The organism is Actinomyces israelii (assembly GCF_030253495.1).
GTDB classification, from domain to species: domain Bacteria; phylum Actinomycetota; class Actinomycetes; order Actinomycetales; family Actinomycetaceae; genus Actinomyces; species Actinomyces israelii.
The window spans coordinates 3,324,946-3,346,310 of sequence record NZ_CP124548.1 but is presented as its reverse complement, the minus strand read 5'-3'; the positions used below and the strand labels follow the sequence as shown (position 1 = coordinate 3,346,310).

General features: G+C 69.2%; 12 protein-coding genes. 5 read left to right on the top strand and 7 right to left on the bottom strand.

The window, feature by feature from the left end; all coding sequences use genetic code 11:
• Positions 1-36: 36 nt before the first annotated feature.
• From AIF0345_RS13860 to dtd, 5 genes are all read left to right on the top strand, one after another.
• Entirely contained in the window at positions 37-708 is a 672-nt protein-coding gene (locus tag AIF0345_RS13860) for a winged helix-turn-helix domain-containing protein (protein WP_043562500.1), read from the top strand.
• 358 nt (positions 709-1,066) lie between these two features.
• Positions 1,067-1,816 (top strand): FABP family protein, encoded by a 750-nt coding sequence (locus AIF0345_RS13855; RefSeq protein WP_285296470.1) that lies wholly within the window; start codon positions 1,067-1,069, stop codon positions 1,814-1,816.
• Complete coding sequence (gene ygfZ, locus AIF0345_RS13850) at positions 1,816-3,108, top strand: CAF17-like 4Fe-4S cluster assembly/insertion protein YgfZ (protein ID WP_285296469.1); 1,293 nt, start codon at positions 1,816-1,818, stop codon at positions 3,106-3,108. The genes AIF0345_RS13855 and ygfZ overlap by 1 nt, the downstream gene beginning before the upstream one ends.
• 62 nt (positions 3,109-3,170) lie before the next feature.
• A complete protein-coding gene (locus AIF0345_RS13845) occupies positions 3,171-3,542 on the top strand; it encodes a DUF2516 family protein (protein ID WP_268918483.1) in 372 nt (123 codons plus the stop codon).
• Complete coding sequence (gene dtd, locus AIF0345_RS13840; RefSeq protein ID WP_285296468.1) at positions 3,542-4,009, top strand: D-aminoacyl-tRNA deacylase; 468 nt, start codon at positions 3,542-3,544, stop codon at positions 4,007-4,009. Before AIF0345_RS13845 ends, dtd begins: the two co-directional genes overlap by 1 nt.
• Before the next feature lie 130 nt (positions 4,010-4,139).
• Here the strand turns inward: dtd and AIF0345_RS13835 are convergent, their stop codons facing one another.
• The 7 genes from AIF0345_RS13835 to AIF0345_RS13805 all read right to left on the bottom strand — a co-directional run bounded on the left by AIF0345_RS13835 (position 4,140) and on the right by AIF0345_RS13805 (position 21,365).
• Complete coding sequence (locus tag AIF0345_RS13835; protein WP_268918481.1) at positions 4,140-5,003, bottom strand: ABC transporter permease; 864 nt, start codon at positions 5,001-5,003, stop codon at positions 4,140-4,142.
• Entirely contained in the window at positions 5,000-5,992 is a 993-nt protein-coding gene (locus AIF0345_RS13830) for an ATP-binding cassette domain-containing protein (protein ID WP_285296467.1), read from the bottom strand. Before AIF0345_RS13830 ends, AIF0345_RS13835 begins: the two co-directional genes overlap by 4 nt.
• Positions 5,993-6,326: 334 nt before the next feature.
• A complete protein-coding gene (locus tag AIF0345_RS13825; RefSeq protein WP_285296466.1) occupies positions 6,327-8,876 on the bottom strand; it encodes an ABC transporter permease in 2,550 nt (849 codons plus the stop codon).
• The gene (locus AIF0345_RS13820; RefSeq protein ID WP_285296465.1) at positions 8,873-9,634 is read right to left on the bottom strand and encodes an ABC transporter ATP-binding protein; all 762 of its coding nucleotides are present in this window, start codon (positions 9,632-9,634) and stop codon (positions 8,873-8,875) included. The genes AIF0345_RS13825 and AIF0345_RS13820 overlap by 4 nt, the downstream gene beginning before the upstream one ends.
• Before the next feature lie 107 nt (positions 9,635-9,741).
• The gene (locus AIF0345_RS13815) at positions 9,742-12,894 is read right to left on the bottom strand and encodes a BTAD domain-containing putative transcriptional regulator (RefSeq protein ID WP_285296464.1); all 3,153 of its coding nucleotides are present in this window, start codon (positions 12,892-12,894) and stop codon (positions 9,742-9,744) included.
• A 512-nt stretch (positions 12,895-13,406) separates the two neighbouring features.
• On the bottom strand, positions 13,407-13,622 hold the full coding sequence (locus tag AIF0345_RS13810; protein ID WP_285296463.1) for an MbtH family protein: 216 nt from the start codon (positions 13,620-13,622) through the stop codon (positions 13,407-13,409).
• A 6-nt stretch (positions 13,623-13,628) separates the two neighbouring features.
• On the bottom strand, positions 13,629-21,365 hold the full coding sequence (locus tag AIF0345_RS13805; RefSeq protein ID WP_285296462.1) for a non-ribosomal peptide synthetase: 7,737 nt from the start codon (positions 21,363-21,365) through the stop codon (positions 13,629-13,631).

Genomic DNA, 21,365 nt, shown 5'->3' with positions numbered 1-21,365 from the left:
GTCCGGAATCTCACCGCAGCGGAAGGAGTCCGGAGTATGCGCGTCATCATGTTCACCCATGAGGGTGATGTCGCCACCGTGCTCCCATCGGCCTCCTTCCTCGACTCCCACGTCGAGTGCCGCCCTCCCACGCCCGCCTTCTACAGCGCGATCGACGACGCCGACGTCGTCATGGTCGATGCCCGCGGGGACCTCATGCGGGCGCGGGCCCTGTGCCAGCTGCTGTCCGGCCCGATGGACTGCCCGCCGATCATCCTGGTGATGGAGGAGGGCGGCGCCGCTGTCGTCCAGCCCGACTGGGGAGCCTCCGACTTCGTCATGGCCGGTGCGACTCCGGCCGAGCTCTCCGCGCGCCTGCGGCTGCTGCGCACGCGGGCGCTCGCTCCCGAGCCCGTGGGCGACGACCAGATCGAGGTCGGCGACCTCGTAATCGATGTGACCGCCTACACGGCGCGCATTCGCGGCACGATCCTCGACCTGACCTACAAGGAGTTCGAGCTGCTGAAGTACCTCGCTCTCAACCGGGGGCGGGTGCTGACCCGCGAGGTGCTCCTGGACGAGGTGTGGGGCGAGGACTACATCGGCGGCTCGCGCACGGTCGACGTCCACATCCGCCGCCTGCGCGCCAAGCTCGGCACCGAGCACGACCACCTCATCGGCACGGTCCGCAACGTGGGCTACCGCCTGGACGCCCCCGACGACGAGTAGGGGCGCGGGCCGGGCGGGTTGCGCGCTCAGCGGACGCCGCGGCCGGCAGCCGCCGCCCCCGTCCTGCGGCTGCGGCTCGCGCGCCCGGGGCGGCGCGCGGCGGGCATCCGATTTCCGGCGGGCCGTGAGGCGCCTGTACCCTTGGGGGCGACGTCGGGCCGCGACGGGCCCCGGGCTCCACCTGAAGCCGCCGCGAGCGGCATACGCGCCGACTGGCGCTCTCCGGCCCGACGTCCTCTTCCATCTGACTCTTCCATCTGATCTCTTGCGGGTCTCCGCGCGCGATTGGTGCGCCCGCGCCGCCTTCGACCGGTCTCGACGCGGAAGTGAACCGATCTTGGCGTTGTAGCCTGCGGGCATGGCATTCACGCTTCCCGACGACCTCGCGCCCGAGACCTACCCGCTGGCCTGGCTGGTCGGCACCTGGCGCGGCTACGGCATCCTCACCTACGGCGAGACGGTGCCCGAGCAGGCTGTGGTCCAGGAGATGACCTTCGACCACGACGGCGGCCCCTACCTGCGCCAGGTCACCACCATCTGGACCGTGGACGCCACCCGCTCCGCCGACCTCGACTTCGAGACGCCCGGCCTGGAGGGCGCCTTGCGCCTGACCCCGGCTCAGGTCTGGTCCACCGAGACCGCCTACTGGCGGCCGGCCGGCCAGGAGGCGCCCGGTCAGGGGGCCCCGGACTCCGACGGCGAGGAGAGCACCGGCAGCGGCAGCAGCGCCGATAATGCCGGTGCCGCTGGCGGGGGCGCGCCCCCACGCGCCCCCGTCACCCGGCTCGAGCTTGCCTCCGCCGACCCCGCCGGGCACGTCGCCGTGTGGGAGGGCTGGATCCAGGGCCCCCGCGCCCGGGTCGGCACCCAGGCCGTGGGCCGCGCCCGCACCGCCGCGCCACTGACCGAGATGACCCGCATGTTCGGGCTCGTCGGCGGCGACCTCATGTGGACCCAGGACATGGCGGCCTTCGGCGTCGAGGAGCCGACCACCTACGCCTCGGGGCGGCTCGGCCGCGTTGAGGACCCCAGCGAGCCGGCGAACGCCCCTGGCGCCGCGCTGCGCGCCGAGACCGGCGGGGCCGACAGAACCGCCGGGACCGCCTGATGCGCCCCTCCCCGCTCCTGGACCGCGCCGGCGCCGTGCCCAACGCCGTCGGCGACCCCGACGAGCCCGTACCCGCCCACTACGGCGACCCCCCGCGCGAGCAGCGCCTGCTGGAGGCCGGCGCCGCGGCGGTCGCACTGGCCCGCGACGCCGTCGCCGTGACCGGTCCGGACCGCCTGTCCTGGCTCACGACCCTGTCCAGCCAGGTGCTCACGGACCTGACGCCCGGCGACGGCGGCGTCGAGGCGCTCGTCCTGGACGCCCGCGGGCGCATCGCCCACGCCCTGGCGGCCCTGGACGACGCCGAGACGCTGTGGCTTCTCACCGAGGCGGGCCGCGGCCCCGCGCTGGCCGAGCACCTGGAGCGCATGCGCTTCATGCTGCGCGTCGAGGTGGCGGTGCGCGACGACGTCGCCGCCCTGGCGGCCATGGGCGAGGGCGTGGCGCGCCTGGAGGCGGCGGCGCGCGCGGTCCCCCGGGGCGGGACGGGCGAGGCTGCGCTTGACGCGGCGGCCTCGGCGGCCCCGGACGAGGCGGTCCCGAGCCCGACGGCGGCGGCCCCGGCCACCGCCTGCCTGGGCGTGTGGCGCGACCCGTGGCCCGGCGTCGCCCGGGGCGGCACCAGCTACGACGTCGGACTCACCCGCCCCCACCCCGGTGCGGCACGGCGGGCCGGCCTCGTGCTCGTGCCCGCGGGCGAGGCCGGCGCCGTCGTCGATGCCTTCCTGGCGGCCGCACCCGGGCGAGGCCCGGCCGGGTCGCTGGCCTGGGAGGCTCTGCGGGTCGAGGCGGGACGGCCCCGGTGGGCGCGGGAGGTCGATGAGCGCGCCATCCCGCACGAGCTCGACTGGCTGCGCACCGCCGTCCACCTGGCCAAGGGCTGCTACCCGGGGCAGGAGACGGTCGCCCGCACCCTGAACCTGGGGCGGCCGCCGCGGCGCCTGACCGTTCTCCAGCTCGACGGGCTCGCCGGCCGGCTGCCAGCGCCCGGCGCCGTCGTGCGAATGGGGGAGAGGGCCGTGGGGGCCGTGACCTCGGTGGCCCGCCACCACGAGCTCGGGCCGATGGCCCTGGCCCTGCTGCGCCGGGGCGTGCCCGTCGATGCCGTGCTCACCGTGGACGCCGAGGGTCCGGCGGGCGCCGAGGGGGAGGCCGAGCCCGGGCCGCGCCGCGCGGCTGAGCCCGTGCGCGTGGCCGCTGCCCAGGAGCCGCTCGTCTCGCCCGAGGGCAAGGCGCAGGCGAGCCCGGCTGAGCGCCCGGGCGCGGGGCTGCGCAGGGGCCTGCTGCGCTGACTTCTCAGGGTTCTCCGTGCCTGCTCCAAGGCACGACGCTGCTCGGCCGGTAGGGTGGCACCGTGACCGCTCTTATCCTCACCGCGTACTACCTGGCCGTGGCCGTGAGATGGACCTGGATCCTCGCCGGCTTCTGCGCCATCGGCCTGGGCGCCTGGGCGCTTATCGACACCCTCCGGCGCCCGGCCCAGAACTTCATCGCCGCCGACAAGCGCACCAAGGGCTTCTGGCTCGCCGTCAACGCCGTCGGGGTGCTGGTCGTCGCGTTCTCGGGACTGACGTCGTTCTTCGGCCTGCTCGGCGTGGTCGCGAACGCCGTCTACCTGGCCGACGTCCGCCCGGCCCTGAACTACTACCGGCCCGTGCGGGTGCGCGTCCGCATCCGCAGGCGCGGGCAGGACGGGCGCGGCGGCGCGGGCGGCCGGCGGCGCTGATGCGCGCGGTCCTCCAGCGGGTCAGCCGCGCCGCGGTGCGCGTCGATGGCGAGGGCGGGCCGGTGACGGTCGGGCAGATCACCCGGCCCGGGCTGCTGGCGCTTGTGGGCGCCACCCACGACGACGGCCCGGCCCAGGTTGCCGCCATCGCCCGCAAGATCGCCGAGCTGCGGCTGTTCGACGGTCCGGGGGACGACGGCGGCGCCCCCGGCCGCGAGGCCTCGGTGAGCGACCTGGGGGCGCCGGTGCTCGTCGTCTCCCAGTTCACCCTCTACGCCGACGTGCGCAAGGGGCGGCGGCCCTCCTGGAACGCCGCGGCGCCCGGGCCCGTGGCCGCCCCGCTCGTGGACGCCGTCGTCGAGGCGCTGCGCGGCCGCGGCCTGGAGGTGGCCACCGGGAGCTTCGGGGCGCACATGCTCATTGACATGGAGGCCGACGGGCCGGTGACCATCCTGGTGGAGGCGTGAGAGGGCGGTACGGGGAGCTCATTATGGTGCGGCACTGCGTCGCGGAGGCGCTCCGGAGTGAGCACCCGCTGCTTGCCTTCGATCGGGGGGCGATTCCCTGCCGCCGTCACTTCAGCGAGAAGCCGTCGCTTCAGCGAACCCGGCGCAGATAGGCGCGTACCGCGAGCGGTAGCAGCACAAGGTGCATCACGAGGACGGCGACGAGGCTGATCGTGAGCGCCCGCATGACGTCACCGCCGAGCATAAGGGCCCGGGTGGTGTCAACGAAGTAGGTCACCGGGTTCACCTTGGTCCACGCCTCGAGCCATCCCGGCATTGTGGACGGGTCGGCGAAGATATTCGAACCGAATGTGAGCGGGAGGATCACTGCCGTGGCGATACCCGGTACTGCCTGAGGACTGGAGACGATCATGCCGACAAGCACGGATAGCCAGCACAGGGTAACGCCGAACAGGATCACGAGCGCACAGGCGAGCATCGCCGACAGCGGATTGGTCTTGACACGGAAGCCGAGTGCGAATGCGAGGCTGAGAAGGGCCGCGAGTGCCACTATGTAACGGACGATGTCCCCCAGCACAGCACCTACGAGAGGGGCGGACCGGCTGATAGGAAGGCTGCGGAAGCGATCGAAGACGCCTTTGTCGATGTCGGTGTTCAGCGCCATGCCTGTACCCATTGACGCGTACATCACGATCTGCACCATCAGGCCCGGCACAATGAGCTGCAAGTAGGCCCGCCAGCCACCGGAGATGGCTCCGCCGAAAAGAAACACGAAGACCACCAGGAACAGGACGGGCTGAATTACGGTGTCGACTAGAGTCGTGGGCGTCCGCACCACATAGCGGAGGTTGCGTCCAGCGAGGACGAGACTCTCCGACAGGGCCGAGAGCGGCCTCTTGACGGGGACGTCGTGATGGCTTTGGCCTGTGTCGCGCTGCGAGATCGACAGCGGGGAGGAGTCTCGTGCCGTGCGGTCGGTGGGCTGAGCGGTCATGCGGGAACATCCTCAACAGAATCAGCAATGGCAGGCGGGTTTGCGGGGCGCTCGGTGGCCGGTCGGCCGGTCAACGCGAAGAAGGCGTCGTCAAGACTGGGGAGACGCAGCGCGACCTCGTCGGTGGCGATACCGTCTGCGTCAAGACGACGGACGATCGCTGACAGCATGAGCGGGTCATCTGTCGGGACGGTCACTGTAACGCCGTCGGGTGCGACGACTGGCTCGGATCCGTGTATATCGCGCACGATCTGCACCAGTCGCCCTACCCGGCCAGGGTCGCTCGCCTTGACGACAAGGGTTTGAGCGCCGGTCTCGCGCTTGAGCTCCTGCGGCGTTCCCTCAGCGACGACGACGCCGTGATCGATCACGGTGATGCGGTCTGCAAGCTGATCCGCCTCCTCCAGATACTGGGTGGTGAGCAGAACCGTCATCCCGTCGCTCCGGAGCTCGCGCACGATCGACCAGAGGTCCTCGCGGCTGCGGGGGTCAAGACCAGTCGTCGGCTCGTCGAGGAACAGCACCTCAGGGCGGCCTACGAGACTCAAGGCAAGATCGATACGGCGACGCATACCTCCGGAGTAGGTCTTCACGGGACGTCCGCTGGCCTCCTGCATCCCGAATCTGTCCAGGAGGTCGTTGGCTCGGGCGCGGCTGTCGGCGGGTCGCAGGCCCAGGAGCCTGCCGATAAGAATCAAGTTCTCCTGCCCGGTCAGCTCCTCGTCAACTGACGCGTACTGTCCCGTGAGTCCGATGCGGGCCCGCACCGCCACAGGATCTCTCACAGCATCACATCCTGCGACCCGGACGGTTCCCGAGTCAGGTCGGCTCAACGTCGCCAGAATTCTGACGAGTGTCGTCTTGCCCGCGCCGTTCGGACCGAGTACGCCGAGCACCGATCCGCGAGGCACCGCAAGATCGACACCATCGAGCGCGCGCGTCTTACCGAACGTTTTGACGAGCCCTTCGGCCCGCACATCCATCTTCATATTTCTTCTCCCGGAGGCAGTTGTCGTCGGGTCTCGCAGAACCAGCTGTCCGGGGCAGGAGTCGGACATGGGGCGGACAGGCCCTGGCCCGGCCCGGTGTCGTTCTCGGGTCCAGGGGAGCGGCAAAGCTATGGGGTGGCGGGGGCGGCGCGGTCCCCGGGGGTGACAGTGGGTGGTGCCCGGATTCGTCATGAGAGGGCCGCGCCGCCAGGTCATCTCCCATCGGCGCCGGCGAGCGCCAGCGGCGCCCGCCGGCGCTCGCCGGCGGGTGACCGTTCCTGCTGGTGACGGGCGGCTTTCCCAGAGCTGCCTTCGACCGCGTCGCGCGTTCATCTCATTCCCTCTGCCCGATGACGTCGACAGGCGCCTGGCGCAGTGCCACCCTGACCGGCAGCATGACCGAGATCACGCCTACCGCCATGGCAGTGCCGACGATAGCGGCGTAGATCCACGGTGGGCCCGCAGGCACCACCGACCCGAGGAAGCCGATGGCCTGGACGATCAGGGGCAGGCCTCCCGCGACCGTGCCGAGAAGCACGGCGCACACGACCACCATGAGGGTCTCCCAGCGCATGGTGCTCAGGACCTGCCTGCGCGTGGCTCCGACCAGCCGCAGCAGCGCGAGCTCTCGACGTCTCGCGTTCGTAGCCACCACCAGGCCGTTCACGACCGCGATAATCACGTACCCCATGATCACCAGCAGACCGAGGAGGTTGACCCAGGCGGCCATCGTCGCCTCCGCCCGCGACGAGGTCGCGAACCCCGCCCGGTCCGTCGTCGTCATTGCCGGATAGGGCGCGAGCGCCGCACTCACGCTGCCGGTCAGGTGCTCTTGCGAGGTGCCTTCGGCGCCCGCGACAAGAAGGCGGGTCGGCGGGGCCACATGCCCCTGGGCCGCGCTCTGCGGGAGCAGCGCCTCCCCCAGCCCGAGTCCGCGCTGGTAGATGGCGACGACACGGAGCCGAGCAGGCGCTCCGTCGCCGAGCCGTACGTCAATGAGGTCCCCGAGCCCGCGGCGCAGAGTCGCGCTGGTCGAGCTGTCCAGGGCGATGGCATTGCCCCGGAGGTCCAGCAGCGATCCTTTCGTGACGCCGGGGTCGAGCACCTCCTGCGCGTCTTCGCCGGACAAGACCGAGGCGCTGAGCTCGGTCACCTCAACGTCATCGAAAAGACCCACGGGGACGAAGACCTTGCTGTCACTGACGCCCAGGACGCGACGGACATCGGGCGCGCCCTGCACGGCCGAGGTCACCTGGGGCGCAATCGGGTCTCCGCCTATGCCGGCGACCACCACGTCCGCCACCACGCCGTGCTCCGCCTGCGTCGCGACGGCGCTCGAGAGGGTCATCTGACTGTAGACCATCGAGAGGGTGAACCCCACGGCGAGGACCAGTGGGATGACCACGCCGCTTATGCGACGGGTATCGGCTCGTGCGGACTCCGCTGCCATGAATCCGCTGGCCCCTATGCGTCGCACGGGAGCCGACACCAGGTGCACCACGGGCCTGAGGAGGAACGGGCCGGCGAGGGCCACGGTGATGACGAGCACGAGCGCGGCGCTGCCCGTACCTGCGGCTCCCATATCGTTGTGGAGGAACAGCGGCATGGTCATGGCCATGCAGCCCAGGGCCAGTGTGATCCCGGCGGCCACGACGCGCCAGGGGCGCACCGGCCGCACAGTCGGGGCCGCGTCCCGCAAGGCGGAGACCGGGCTCATGGACGCCACGCTGTAGGTGACCAGCCACGAGGCCAGGAGGGCGCAGAGCACGACCAGTGCCACGCCGATCGCACCCGCCCACGGCGTCACGACCAGCCGGAGCGAGGCCGGCATGACTCCCAGGCTCACGAACACGTTCCGCAGCAGCGAAGCCACCCAGGTGCCAAGGGGCGCGCCGACGGCGCCCGACGCGAGGCACAGGATCCCCACCTCGGCGAAGACCATGGAGATCAGCTGCCGCGGCGTTGCGCCGAGCACGCGGAAGGCCGCGAACTCGCGCCTCCGGCTGCCGAGCACGAGATTCATCATTGAGGAGATGACGAAGAAGGAGACCAGGACGGCCACTCCGCCGAACGAGCCGGCGAGCAGAAGCAGCAGCGATCGACCGGCCGCCACGTCCTGGTGCTCGGCGTCCGCCACCTGCTGACCTGTGCCGACGGCGAGTCCCTTGGGCAGGACTCTCTCCACCGCGGTTCTCACCTGCGCGGCACTCACTCCATCAGCGCTTCGCACTAGGAGGACGTCGCCGGCATCCGGGTCGCGCACCAGCGAGTCCGCCTGCGCGTCGGTGAGGAACGCCGTGGGAGCTTCACCCGTCTCGACGTCGGCGGCGACCAGCCCTACCACGCTGTAGTCCTGCGGCACCCCGTCGACCGACGCCGTGACCGTCTGCCCGAGGTCGATGCTGCGACGACGCGCCTCATCGACCGTCAGCACCATCTCCTGCCCGGAGCCGGGCTGCCTGCCCTCGACAATATGAAAACCGCCCGCTGCCGCCGTAGACCACCTCCGGGTCTCCAGAGCCCGATCACTCGGGGAGGTCTCGGCCGCGTCGCCTGTGATCCGCATGGTGATCCGGTCGTCCATCACCGCTGAGTCGACTTCCGGCAGGGCCTCGACCTCCGCCGTGAGCGCACGAGGAACCCTTACAGTCTCGGGCAGCCGGACACCCGACAGAACATCACTGCCGGGAACGCGCATGGTCTGCTCGCCCACGACGACAGCATTGACGCGGGCGTAGCGCTGCGCCTGCGTCGTCGAACGGAGACCGGACTCCACGAGATAGGAGGTCGCCGACAGCAGGGCTGCCGAGCAGACCAGCGCCACGAACGCGCCGGCGAATGCGGCCATCCGGCCGCGCACGGTGGACAGGGCGAGCGAGATCATGACCGCCGCTCCCCCAGGCGGGCCATCCGGGCCGCAATATCCTGGACCGAGGCGCCCGTCAGCCTGTCCACCAGCTGGCCATCCGCCAGGAAGAGGACCTCGTCGGCATAGGCCGCTGCGCGGGCGTCGTGCGTCACCATCACCACCGTCTGCCCCAGGCGCGAGGAGACAACAGCCAAGAGCTCCAGCACCTGCGTCCCGGTCGTCGAGTCCAGGGCGCCGGTGGGCTCATCCGCCATGAGCAGGTTGGGGCGCGCGATGAGCGCGCGCGCAATGGCCACACGCTGCTGCTGCCCGCCGGAGAGCTCGCTCGGGCGCCGATGCAGCTGGTCGGCCATGCCGACCTGCTGGACCACCTCCAGCGCCCACTTCTTGTCGACGGGCCTCCCGCTCAGACGCAGCGGCAGGGTGATATTGTCCTCCACCGTGAGCGTAGGAATAAGGAGGTAGGCTTGAAAGATAAAGCCCACGTGATCGCGCCGGAATAATGTCAGGCGGCGTTCAGAATAGCCCGATAGATCCTGACCGCCGATCATGACCCGCCCCGACGTCGGGGTGTCAAGCCCCGACGCACAGTGCAGGAAGGTGCTCTTGCCGGACCCGGACGGCCCCATGACCGCGGTAAAGGTGCCGGGTTCCAGGCGCACGCTGACGCTCCGCAGCGCATGCACGTCTTCACCGGAGAGCCGATAGGTCTTGGTCACCTCCGTCAGCTCGAGCGCGGCGCCAGAGGAGAGGGCGTCGGAATTGCTGGGCAAAGGCGGTCTGTTCGGCAAGGTGGTCTCCAGGGCGAGGACTTCACTTAATAGCACGAGCACCCTACCAAAGGACCACGGACAATCTCCGGACAGAACCGGGACTCATCTCAGAGGCTCATCGCTGCCAGCGCCCACACGCCCGTGGCGCCGAGCCCCGTCGCCCGTCCTTCGTCGTACAACCAGCGGAAGTTCTCGGTGCCGAGGGCCTGGGTCAGGCGCTCGCCGAGGACGACAGGCGCCTTTCCCGACGCCGTACCGCCGCCCCGCAGCCGGTCGGCCATCCCGAGGGCGCGAGCAGCCATCTCCGGACGCCGGGTCGCCTCGAGGACCAACGCGGTCGTGTCTATGACGTCGGCGTCGAGCGCGGGATAGGCGATGCCGGCGACCCCTGCGGCCGCCTCACGGATCGCCGCTTCGGCCAGCCTGACCTGACCGCGTTGCAGGTACAGCCGCGCCGTGACGAGCTCTATCTCGACCTTCAGGTATTCCGGGTCGGAGACCAGCCGAGCGGCCATCACCTCCCGTACCTCGGCCAACGAGGTTCCCGCTGCGCGGGTGTCCTCATCATCCAGAGCTGCGGCCATCATCCCCACATGGGCCAGGATTCGGTACTCCGCCGAGATGTTGCAGGCCTGCCCCAGTGTGCGAGACAGTACGCGTCGGCCCTCCTCTGTCCGGCCGGCACGCACCAGGAGCCTTCCCAGCTCCACCTGGGCCAGTACCGTCACAACGCCCGAGCGCTCCTCCATTGTCGCACTATTGCGCAGAGCCTCGACCGCGCCGTCCAGGTCTCCGCGGCGTGAGCGGTGCCGTGCGATCAGGGTGACCATATGGCCGGCGCTCCAGTGGTCGCCGATCTTATTGAACTCGGCTGCCGCCGTTTCCGCGCACTTCTCGGCGGCCTCGGTATCCCCCGCCGTCTCCGCGGCGATGGACTGGGCGGCGTGCCCGGCGGCCCTGACCCACGGCTCCTCATGGTCATGCGCTATCTCGAGCAATGAGGCGACTGCAGTAAGATCCCCCGCCAGCAGGGCGGACTTGCATGCGATCATCACCAGAGGCGGGTAGGTGCGAAGGGTGTCGGCGTCAACGCCCGACCACAGGGGCCGCCGCCCGCCGGAGTCATCTTGGCCCGGGCACAGCGAGGCGACGAGGTCGAGAATGAGGACGACGCCGGTCGGGAGAGCGTCTCGCGCTGGCTCCAGCTCGCGGAGCTGGCGCGAGATCTCATCGACGCGGCCGTGCATGATCCAGTACCATGACAGAGGAATCACGAACGCCACCAGGTCTTCCGCCCGGTCTAATTGGCGCATGGCTTCCACAATGTTGTCGTACTCTGCGTCCAGCCAGGCGAGCGACTCCGCCTGACAGCCGTACAGCAGGCCTCGGAAGGTGTCCTGCAGCCGATCCCGGAAGTACTCGACAGCAGAATGCGCAATGCGATCCGTTTCTCCGGCCTCGTCCAGACGGAGGAGCAGATAGCGCCGTGTCGTCTCGAGTAGCTGGTAACGGGCCTGCGTGTCGCTCGAGGACGAGATCGTAAGGAGAGACCTATCCACCAGAGACGAGAGCAGGAATGGGATCTCTTCCTGCGGTAAGTCGCCTCCGGCGCAGATATGCTCGGCGGTCTCCACCCTCGCACCTGCGGGGAACCACGCGAGCCGCCGCGCGAGTATCCGCTCGTCGGGGCTGAGAAGATCCCAGCTCCAGTCCAGGGTCGCGCGGAGGGACCGTTGCCGCGTCGAGTCAGTACGCCGAGCCGACGAGAGGAGCTGGAACATCTCGTTCAGGTGGCCGGCAATGCCCTCGATCCCCATGGACCTGGTGCGGGTGGCCGCTAGCTCGATTGCGAGTGGGAGTCCATCGAGTCGACGGCAGACGTACTCCACGAGGGCGCGATTGCCGTCATGGATGCAGAAGCTCGGGTCCGACAGGCCGGCGAGCTGCTCGAACAGCTCGACGGCGCCACTGCTGGCGCCGCTCCCGTCGGGCAACGGGAGCGGCGGTACTCTGAGCACAGCCTCGCCCGCCACCATAAGAGGTTCCCGGCTGGTCGCCAGGATCCGCAGGTCGGGGTGCAGCGGCAGCAGCTCAGAAACCAGAGCAGCAGCGGGCTCGATCACGTGCTCGCAGTTATCGAGGATGAGCAGTGTCGGCATGTCGGACAGTGCCGAGGCGATGCGGGGAATGCGGGCCGGCGAGCGCGAGGGCGTGAGCATGTCGTGGGTGCTGAGCGCGGCGCTCACCCCCTCCTCGAGGCTGTCCCCGTCCCGCAGGGCGGCGAGCCCCACGAAGCAGATGCGCGGCGCAGGGCCGTGGTCAGACGGGCGATCAGTCGCGCGCGTCGCGTACTCGACGGCGAGACGCGTCTTCCCGACACCGCCGGTTCCCGTCAGCGTGACCAGGCGAGTGCGGTCCATGAGCTCGTCGATCAGGTGGATCTCCCGGTCGCGGGCCACCGCCCGGGTGAGGTACGGGCTCCTCCACCCCGTGGGCGTGGCCTGCTCGTCGCGCAGGATCTCCTCGTACAGCGAGGTCACCCGTCGAGCGGGGGCCACACCGAGCTTGTCGTTCAGCGAGTGCCGCAACCTGTCGTAGGTCGTCAGTGCGGCACCTCGCTGGCCCGAATCGTGCAGCGCCCTCATGAGCAGATAGTGGGTGCGCTCACGCAACGGGAAGGCGCTCGCCAGCGACTGCAGGTCGCCAACCGCCGCCTCTGGCCCCTCAAGGCTGGACACGGCGACAAGGCGGTCCTCCTGGCCCTGCAGGTGCAGGTCCTCCAGCCGTGCCGCCTCGCGTAAGGCGAACTCCGACCTGATTCCCGAAAGAGGCGCTCCTCCCCATAGCGATAACGCCTGGACCAGCGCCTCGTTCGCCCGCGCGGGCGCGTTCTCGCGCAGAAGGCGTGCGCCCTCGGTCACCAGGTGCTCGAACCGATGCGCGTCGACGCGCATCGGTTCGATGACGAACCGGTAACCGCTGCCGTTGGGGACGGGCCCGACGGCAAGACGGTGCTTTGCGAGCCTCGATCGCGTCCGCGAGGCCAGCCGACGGAGCGTCTCGGTACCGCCGTCGGGGATATCGTCTTCCCAGATGTCGTCGAGCAGCGTCTCCGCCGGTACGACGACCCCTGCCGAAAGCGCCAGGCGCGCGACTAGCGCGGCCGTGCGCCGGCCGGACAACCGGATCGCAGTCCCGTCCGCATCGAGCACCCGTACCGGACCCAGAAGCCGGACGAAAGCGCTGTTACTCTCTTCCATCCTACACCATTCTCAAGTCATAGAAACATTGTGCTCAAGCTCCGCGGCGCAGTGACGGCCCGGCCATCGGTCGCACAGCCCGGGCTTAGGCCCGGCTTCACGAGGACGCGCCGGTCGACTTGTTCGTCCCGCCGCAGATCCGGCGCAGGTGCCGGGCGGCTGCCGTGTTTCCGATCCCTGCCACTATAAGAGTGAGAACATTCTTCTCGCAAGGCATGAGGACCGATGGCTGGGGCGCGGTCCGCACGTATCGCCCTCTTTCCTCATGGTCTTCATGGCGAACGCGCGCTCCGCGTGGGCGAGGAGCCGGCGGGCCGGGGCCCGCGCGTTCGGTGCGCGCTCCTGGCGCCCTCGCCGCGTAATCTCGATCGTGCCCTTCGGGCGAGTCCTCCTCGCCCTGGGCGTTGGCCGTCATGTTGTTCTCGCGCCTGGCCGATCAGTCGAGACGAGGGGCTTTGGACGTGTTGAGGTGCGGAGGCCCGCGGCCTCCGCACCTCAACAGGGCGACGGTGTCAGCCGTCAGTCGACCTGATCAGGCTGTTCGGGCGCATATCCGTCCAGTTCTTCTCGACGTAGGCCAGCGCGTCGGCGCGTGAGCTGTCGCTCAGAACCTGATCCCATCCTTTGGGTACGGGAGAGAAGGCGGGCCATAGCGAGTACTGCCCCTCGCTGTTCATCAGCACGTGATAGATGGCATTGTCGTCCTCGAACGGGTTGGTGTTATTCATGGTGAGTCACTTCCTTCTTGTAGTGGGACGGGACGGCTCGGCTCTCAGGCGCTGCCGTGCAGGCGTCTCAGCGGCCAGCCGGGTGAGAGTCTCGACATGGCTGTTGGCCAGTCGCTGGACGGTGCTCTCGCGATGACGGTTCTTCGAGTACGTCCAGCTGAATGACAGTGAACCGTCTATCAGCGCGCCGGTGATGTCGAGCAGGTTCGACCGCGCCTCCTGCGGGGCGTGGTCGAAGCCCGGGGTGGGGAGCATGCGGGCCACAACCCCGTCTCCCCGGATATCCTCGCCGAAGCGCCCGAGGTAGTTGAAGACCACGGGGGCGGGTGCGTCGGGAACGAGGCCCTGGTCGGGCGCGCCTCGCAGGTAGCGGAGGGCGCCATAGCTGATTCCCTCCGGCACCTGCCTCGTCTGCCGCTTCACGCTCGCGACGAGCTCGACCAACGTACTTGCAGGCGAGGTTTTGAGAGCGAGTGGATAGAGCGTCGTGAACCACCCCACGGTACGGGAGAGATCCACGTCTTCGAAGAGATCGTGGCGGCCGTGGCCCTCCTTCTCGATCACGATCTCCGGCTGGCCCGCCCAGCGGGTCATCACGTGGGCGAGAGCGGCGAGGAGGAGATCGTCGATCCGGCATCGGAGCGCCCCGGTTGTATGGCTCACAAGGTGCTCGGTCACATCCGCTGGGACTGACGCCACTACGGTGCGCTCCGACGCCACATTGTGCGCTCCGCCGTTCATGTCTGTGGGAATCGAGCGGATTCGGCTCACCGTGTCGGTCCAGGCCTCGAGGTCGCTGTCGAAGGCGCCGGCGCGCGTGCAGTCGATCAGACGTCGCATCCAGGTGGGGAACGAGGTGGTTGACAGGCGCGCGGCTGTTGTGCCGCCGGCGTCGTAAAGGGTCTGAAGATCCTCCAGGACGATCTGCCAGGAGACGGCGTCCACTACCAGATGATGGGCGCTTAAGAGAAGTTCTCGCGGACACCCGTCCTGTGCGAGGACGAAGGCCTCGAACAGCGGTCCGTTCTCGAGCCTGCTCGCACTGCGCTCTCGCCTCGCGCATTCCAGCACTGCCTCGTCGGCGGGGCGCCCACCGATCTCAACGACATGCACGAGTCCGGGGTCCACCCCGCCGTTAAGGTGCTGGTGCCAGCCATCGGCGTCCCGGTGCACGCGCAGCCGTAACATGTCGTGATGCTCGACGAGCGCCAGCAGAGCGCTCCTCAGGCGATCGATGTCGATGCCGGAGGCCAGCTCGTAGCGCAGCGACATGTCGAAGTGCTGCGGAGCCAGTACGTGCGAGTCGAAGAACCAGTGGCTGATCGCCGACGTGCTGACGGGCCCCTCGACCTTCTCGTACTCAGTTCTCCTCGCCGAGGCGGGACGGCGCTGGTCGAGCGCGGCCGCAAGAGACTCGACAGTCTGGTAGGTGAAGAGATCCTTGGTGGTGACTTCCCAGCCGGCGGCGCGGATCTGCGACACGAGCCGGATGCTCAAGATGGAATCGCCGCCGAGGTCGAAGAAGTTATCGTGTGCCCCAACACGGCTGACCCCCAGCTGCTGCGCCCAGATGGCCGCGAGGCGCGTCTGGGTGTCCCCCTCCGGGGCGACGAACGCGGCGGTGCTGAAGGCCTCGTCGGGCGGTGGTGGAAGCAGCGCACGTACCGTCTTACCCGTGGAGCTCAGGGGGAGAGCCTCGAGAGGCACCAGCGCCTGGGGGACCATGTACTCGGGCACGACCTCGCGCAGCATCGATCGCAGCGTCACCATGTCCAGCGACGCTCCGGAATCCGGCACAACATAGCCGACCAGCCGGCGGACGCCCGGGACGTCCTCGCGCACCGCGACGGCTGCCCGGGCGACATCGGGCAGCGCTGTCAGGGCGCTCTCGACCTCGCCCAGCTCGATTCGGAAGCCTCTGACCTTGACCTGATTATCGTTTCGGCCGAGAAACTCCAGCTGCAGCTCTCCCGTCCAGCGGACAAGGTCACCCGTGCGATACATGCGAGCGCCGTCCGCACCGGGGCACGCGACGAAGCGCTCTGCGGTCAGCCGAGGCATGTTGTCGTAGCACGCCGCGACATTGGCGCCGGACAGGTACAGTTCTCCGCGGACCCCGGCGGGGACCGGCCGGAGCCGGTCGTCGAGCACATGGGCGGTGAGACCGGCCACGGGACGGCCGATGAGCGGCCTCTCCCCGTCGGTGACGCGCCACACCGTGCTGTTGACCGTGCTTTCGGTAGGCCCGTAGAAGTTGAGGACGGCCGGGATGCCGGCGGCGGCCAGCCTATGGTGCAGGGTGCTGCCGAGGGCCTCTGCGCCGACCGTGAGCACGGTCTGGCGATGGTGCCCCTCGTCGAGCAGCCCTGCGGTGACAAGCTGCTCCAGGTAGGACGGGGTGGTGTCGAAGTAGTCGATACGGGCGTCAGAGAGGTACGCGCACAGGGCCTCGGGGTCCGTCCGGGTCTCCTCGTCGATAATGTGGAGGTGATGGCCGTTCAAGAGCCACGCCAGCGGGTCCCAGGAGGCGTCGAAGGTCCAGGCCGACAGGTGCGCGGCAGTGAGCTCGCGGCCTGTGTCCGAGCGGTCGATCTCATCGAGCACCGCGATGCGGTAGGCGGTGAGCATGGCCGAGACATTGGCACGGGTGACGACGACGCCCTTCGGCTCACCCGTAGAACCCGATGTGTGGACAATGTACGCAGCATCGTCCGGCCGCGGTTCGCGCACCGGGGCAGTCGCCATGCTCGCCGTGCTCTCGTAGTCCTCAAGCGCGCGCATGGGCAGGATCGGCAGATTCTCGCCGACGAGTGCTCGCAGTTCGCGGGCGTCCACGTCCGTGAGCACGGCCCGCGCCCTGGACTGCGACAGGATGTGGCGTACGCGGTCCGCCGGGCCGGCCGGGTCGACGGGCACGTACGCCGCTCCCACCTGCAATACTGCGAAGATGCCGGTAACAGCGTCGACGGAGCGTGACAGCGCTGTCGCCACCCGGTCGCCGACGCCGATGCCCCGCGCCGATAGGGCCGCCGCCGTGCGCTGAACGCGGGCGCTGAGCTCGCCGAAGGACACCGTTGCGCCGTGCGCGGTGACCGCGGGGCTGTCCGGCCGCTCGTGGGCGTTCTTCGCAAGCAGGGCCTCGGGCAGCAGCGGTGGGGCGTCTGCGCCGGCCGGGCCGGTGCCCGCTGCGAGAATCCTCTCGGTCTCCGACGGGGTCATGAGGGCGGTGTCGCGGACCAGCTTCTCCGGATGGTGCGCGAGCTCGGCCAGGACGGTGACAAGATGCTGCGCGAGCTCAGCCATGCTGCCGGGGTCGAACAGGTCCGCGTCGTACTCGACGATGCCGGTGAGCATCCCGTCGGCCTCGGCGAAGTCCACGCTGACGTCGAACAGCGAGTGGTTGCGGGAGACCGGGTACTCCTCGACCTCGACCCCCTCCAGGGCCCACCCGTCACCGGTCGGGGCGTTCTGCAGCGAGATGAGAGCCTGCACGAGCGTCGGACGCGAAGGATCCCGTGCAGGGCTGATCGCGTCGACCACGCTGTCGAACGGGATGTCAGCGTGCTGGAACGCGTCCAGGAGGCGGTCGCGGACCCTGCCGACCAGCGTCAGCAGGTCCTCGTCCTCGTCAACTGCGATACGGGGCGCGATCGTGTTGACGAAGAAGCCGACCACATTCTCCAGGCCGACGTGATCGCGGCCGGAGGTGACGGTTCCGAGGGCGATATCCTTCTGCCCCGAATGGCGCGATAGGACAAGCAGCGTCGCCGCGTACAGGACCATGAAGAGAGTGGCCCCTGATCGCTGCTCAAGATCTTGCAGACCCGCGAGGGTCGCAGCCGGGACACTGAAGGCGCAGGTATCTCCCCGGCCGGTGCGGACGCTGCGGCGGGCGTGGTCGGTCGGAAGATCCAGGGGCTCGAGACCAGCCAGCTGCTCCCGCCAGAATGCGAGGCCCGACTCATAGTCCGGCGACTTCCAGAAACGGTCCTGCCAGGCCGCGTAGTCGATGTATCGCACCGTCGCGGGCGGGAGGGCGGGCGTTTCGCGTCCGCTGCACCGCGCGTACAGCGCCATGAGATCCCGTGAGATGATCGATAGGCTCCACGCGTCCATGATGATGTGGTGCATGCCAACAGCGAGAACGTGCTTCCCGGGCGCCTCCCGGACCAGGAGGCAACGGGTGAGCGGCCCGGCGGACAGGTCGTAGGGCGCGTGCATGAATGTCTCCACCGCCTGCGAGACGGCATCCTCACGCTCATGCTCGGGCAGGTGGCTCAGATCGACGCGGTTGAGGACCGGAGCGTCAGGGGCGGGCAGGATGGTCTGCATCGGGGTGCCGTCCTCATCACTCGTGAACACCGTCCGCAGACACTGGTGCCGGTCGAGCAGCCTGCGCAGGGCCTGCTCCAGCGCCGAGGCGTTCACGCCGCGTAGCCGCAGTGCGATACCGGAGTTGTAGGAGGTGTCCTCGGGATCGTGAGTCTGGAGGAACCAGAGCCGGCGCTGGGCGGCGGAAAGGGGATAGCGGTCGGCGTCGGCGACTCGCTCGAGGACGGCTGCCGGCGCGGTGCCGGTACCATGGCGCTCCTCCAGCAGCGCTGCGAGCTCGCCGATCGTCGGGCTGTCGAAGACTCTGCGGACCGGTAGCCGGTCTCCCAGCTCTTCGGCGATCTTCGCCACCATTCGCACCGCCGTGACGGAATCGCCTCCAATACGGAAGAAGCTGCTGCGCACCCCTACGTGGTCGAGCCCCAGGAGGTCGCACCAGATTGCTGCCAGCTTCCGCTCGATGTCGGTCCGCGGCTCAGCAGGCTCTTGGCCGTCGAGCTTGGACCAGTCGACGGCCGGGAGCCTCCTCCTATCCACCTTGCCGTTGGGAGTCAGCGGCACCTCAGGAAGATCGACGAATGCGGCGGGCACCATGTAGCTCGGCAGGACGGCGGCGGCCTCGGCCGCCAAGGAGTCCGATGAGACCGTCCTCTCCTGCGAGGGGACCACATAGGCGACAAGACGCGTGCTGCCCGGCTGGCCCGTCACGGTCGCGACGGCGCGCTCGACTCCCTTGAGCGTCGCGAGCACGTTCTCGATCTCACCGAGCTCCACGCGATAGCCGCGGATCTTGATCTGGGCATCGGTGCGCCCCAGGAACTCGAGCGCGCCGTCGGGCCGTCGCCGTACGAGGTCGCCTGTGCGGTACATCCTGCTGCCGCGCGGGCCGTGCGGATCTGCGACGAAGCGTTCGGCCGTGAGGCCGGCGCGGTTCCAGTAGCCCAGGGCCAGGCCCTCGCTGCCGATGTACAGCTCGGCTGGAATGCCGTCGCTCACCGGCCGCAGCCAGCGGTCCAGCAGCTGCAGACGACACCCGGGGATCGGCTTGCCGAGCGGCGGTACATCATCGCCGGACAGTCCCTGCAAACGCCTGGAGACGGAGGCGCAGACGGTGACCTCGGTCGGGCCGTAGCCGTTGTACACGGAGCGTGTGGAGCCGAATCTCTCCACGAGCTCGCCGCTCCACGCCTCTCCCGCCAGGACCAGGGTGGTCACTCCGGCGAGGTCCTCGTCCTCCAGGGCTGCGACGAGGGCGGGAGGGATGACGGCGTGGGTCACTCCGAGGTCGGCGAGTGTGGATCGCAGTGAGGAACCGGCGAGCATCGGCGGCGGGACAACGACGAGTGCCGCCCCCCGCGTGAGCGCCATGAGGAATTCATAGATGGACGCATCGAAGCTGGGCGATGCGAACTGCAGGACTCTGGAGCCGGTGCCGATGCCCCACACGTCTCGCTGCATGGCGGACGCGGCCGCGAAGCCGCGATGGCTGAGGAGCACGCCTTTGGGACGCCCCGTGGATCCCGAGGTGTAGATCATGTAGGCGGGCTGGTCCACCCGACTGGCCGCACGAGTCGGCTCGCCCTCACCCATATGAATGCAGGCAACGTTCTGCGGGAATCGGTCGGACTGCTCCTCGCTCGTGAGCACCGCCGCCATCCGGGCGTCGGCCGTCATGTACGCCAGCCGATCGGCTGGATAGTCAGGGTCTAGAGGAACATAGACGACACCGGCGTAGAAACAGGCCAGGAAAGCCGTGATCAGCTCGGGCCCGCGCGGCAGGCAGACTCCGAGGCGGTCGCCTTTCCCCAGCCCCCGGGCCAGCAGGTGTCCCGCCAGACGCGCGGCCCTTTGGTCGAGCTGGGAGTAGGTCATCACCGTATCGGGGCCCACGACGGCCGGTGCCTCCGGCGTGTCCGCCACGTGAGCCGTGAACAGCTCCATCAGCGTGGCGGGGGCGGGGGCATCCGGCCCACACCACGCACCCGGCTCAGGGGCCCTCAGCGGCTGCTGCCGGAGAGGAGCGGTGTCCGGCGCCTGGCGCAGAACGCTGTCGAGATCATCGGCCATTCGAACAATAGTCTTCGTCTCGAACAGCCCGCGGTCGAACTCGAACGACACGTCGAGGCCGGTCTCGGACTCGACGACCTCGATCGCAATGTCGAAGACGGACTGTTTTCGCGCGACGGGAAAGCTTGACACGGAGAGGTCGCCGAGCGCGGGAGTGACAGTGCCGACGTTCTGCAGGATGAGCGCCACCTGCACGAGTGGAGGAACCGCCGGGTCGCGTTCATCGAGCACCGCGTCGACCACGAGATCGAAGGGCACCTCCACATGATCGAAGTCTGCCAGCACCTCGTCCCGCGTCCGGCGCAGGTTCTCGCGGAACGACAGGGTCTCGTCCACAGCGCCCCGCAGCGCCAGCGTATTGACGAAGAAACCCACCAGTGGCTGCAACCGGGGATCATCGCGACCCGCGGTCACGGTGCCCAGCACGACGTCGTCCTGGCGGGACCAGCGCGCCAGGACGATCCGGGTCGCCACCAGCAGCGTCATGTAGATGTTCGCATGCTCTTCCTTCGCGAGATTGCGCAGTCGGGCCGTCGTCTCGCTGTCGATGCTCATGCGGTGGTTGGCGCCGCCTGTGAGGCGCCGCTTGTGTCGCGGGTGGTCGTGCGGAAGGTCGATCACCGTCGTGGCGTGCGCCAGCTTGTCGTGCCAGTACTGCAGGGAGGCGTCGAACGCCGGTCCCGAGAGCCGTGCTCGCTGCCATGCGGCGTAGTCCGCGTACTGGAACGGCAGCTCCGGCAGGGTCTTGGCGAGGGAGCCCGCAGACATGTCGGCGTTCGCGGCCGCGGCACGGTACAGGAGGTCGAGCTCCCTCTGGAGGATACCCATCGACCAGCCGTCGGTGACGATGTGATGGATGGTGACGAGCAGGACATGATGGTCATCCCCGGTGCGGAAGAGGCAGGGTCGCCACAGCGGTCCCTCCGTGAGGTCGAACGGAGCGCCGTAGGTCTCGGCGACGGCGTCGGCCAGACGGGACCGATCCGTCTGCACGGGTGCCACGGCGACCGGGGACGGCGCGTGCACAACCTGGCGGCCCTGCCCGTCCACCTCCGTGAAGGTCGTCCGCAACGACTCGTGGCGGCGCTCCAGCGCCGTCAGGGCCCGGTCGAGCGCGGAGACGTCCAACCGGCCCCGGATCTCGAGGGCGAATCCGGAGTTGTAGTCGGTGCGGCCGGGCTCCATCTGGTCCAGCAGCCACAGACGCTGCTGGGCGTGGGAAAGTTCCAGCGGACCCGAGCGCGGCACGACGGGTATGTCGTCCTGTCGCCCTGCGCGGTTCTTGAGTCGGCGCATAACCTCCTCTTGCAGTCTGGCCCGATGGCTGTCTGTCGTCTCGCTCAT

What these genes read in the sequence shown, in the direction of transcription:
- AIF0345_RS13860 (WP_043562500.1), top strand. Translation starts at nt 37, where the DNA reads ATGCGCGTCATCATGTTCACCCATGAGGGTGATGTCGCCACCGTGCTC.
- AIF0345_RS13855 (WP_285296470.1), top strand. Translation starts at nt 1,067, where the DNA reads ATGGCATTCACGCTTCCCGACGACCTCGCGCCCGAGACCTACCCGCTG.
- ygfZ (WP_285296469.1), top strand. Translation starts at nt 1,816, where the DNA reads ATGCGCCCCTCCCCGCTCCTGGACCGCGCCGGCGCCGTGCCCAACGCC.
- dtd (WP_285296468.1), top strand. Translation starts at nt 3,542, where the DNA reads ATGCGCGCGGTCCTCCAGCGGGTCAGCCGCGCCGCGGTGCGCGTCGAT.
- AIF0345_RS13835 (WP_268918481.1), bottom strand. Translation starts at nt 5,003, where the DNA reads ATGACCGCTCAGCCCACCGACCGCACGGCACGAGACTCCTCCCCGCTG.
- AIF0345_RS13830 (WP_285296467.1), bottom strand. Translation starts at nt 5,992, where the DNA reads ATGAAGATGGATGTGCGGGCCGAAGGGCTCGTCAAAACGTTCGGTAAG.
- AIF0345_RS13825 (WP_285296466.1), bottom strand. Translation starts at nt 8,876, where the DNA reads ATGATCTCGCTCGCCCTGTCCACCGTGCGCGGCCGGATGGCCGCATTC.
- AIF0345_RS13815 (WP_285296464.1), bottom strand. Translation starts at nt 12,894, where the DNA reads ATGGAAGAGAGTAACAGCGCTTTCGTCCGGCTTCTGGGTCCGGTACGG.
- AIF0345_RS13810 (WP_285296463.1), bottom strand. Translation starts at nt 13,622, where the DNA reads ATGAATAACACCAACCCGTTCGAGGACGACAATGCCATCTATCACGTG.
- AIF0345_RS13805 (WP_285296462.1), bottom strand. Translation starts at nt 21,365, where the DNA reads ATGAGCGAGACGACAGACAGCCATCGGGCCAGACTGCAAGAGGAGGTT.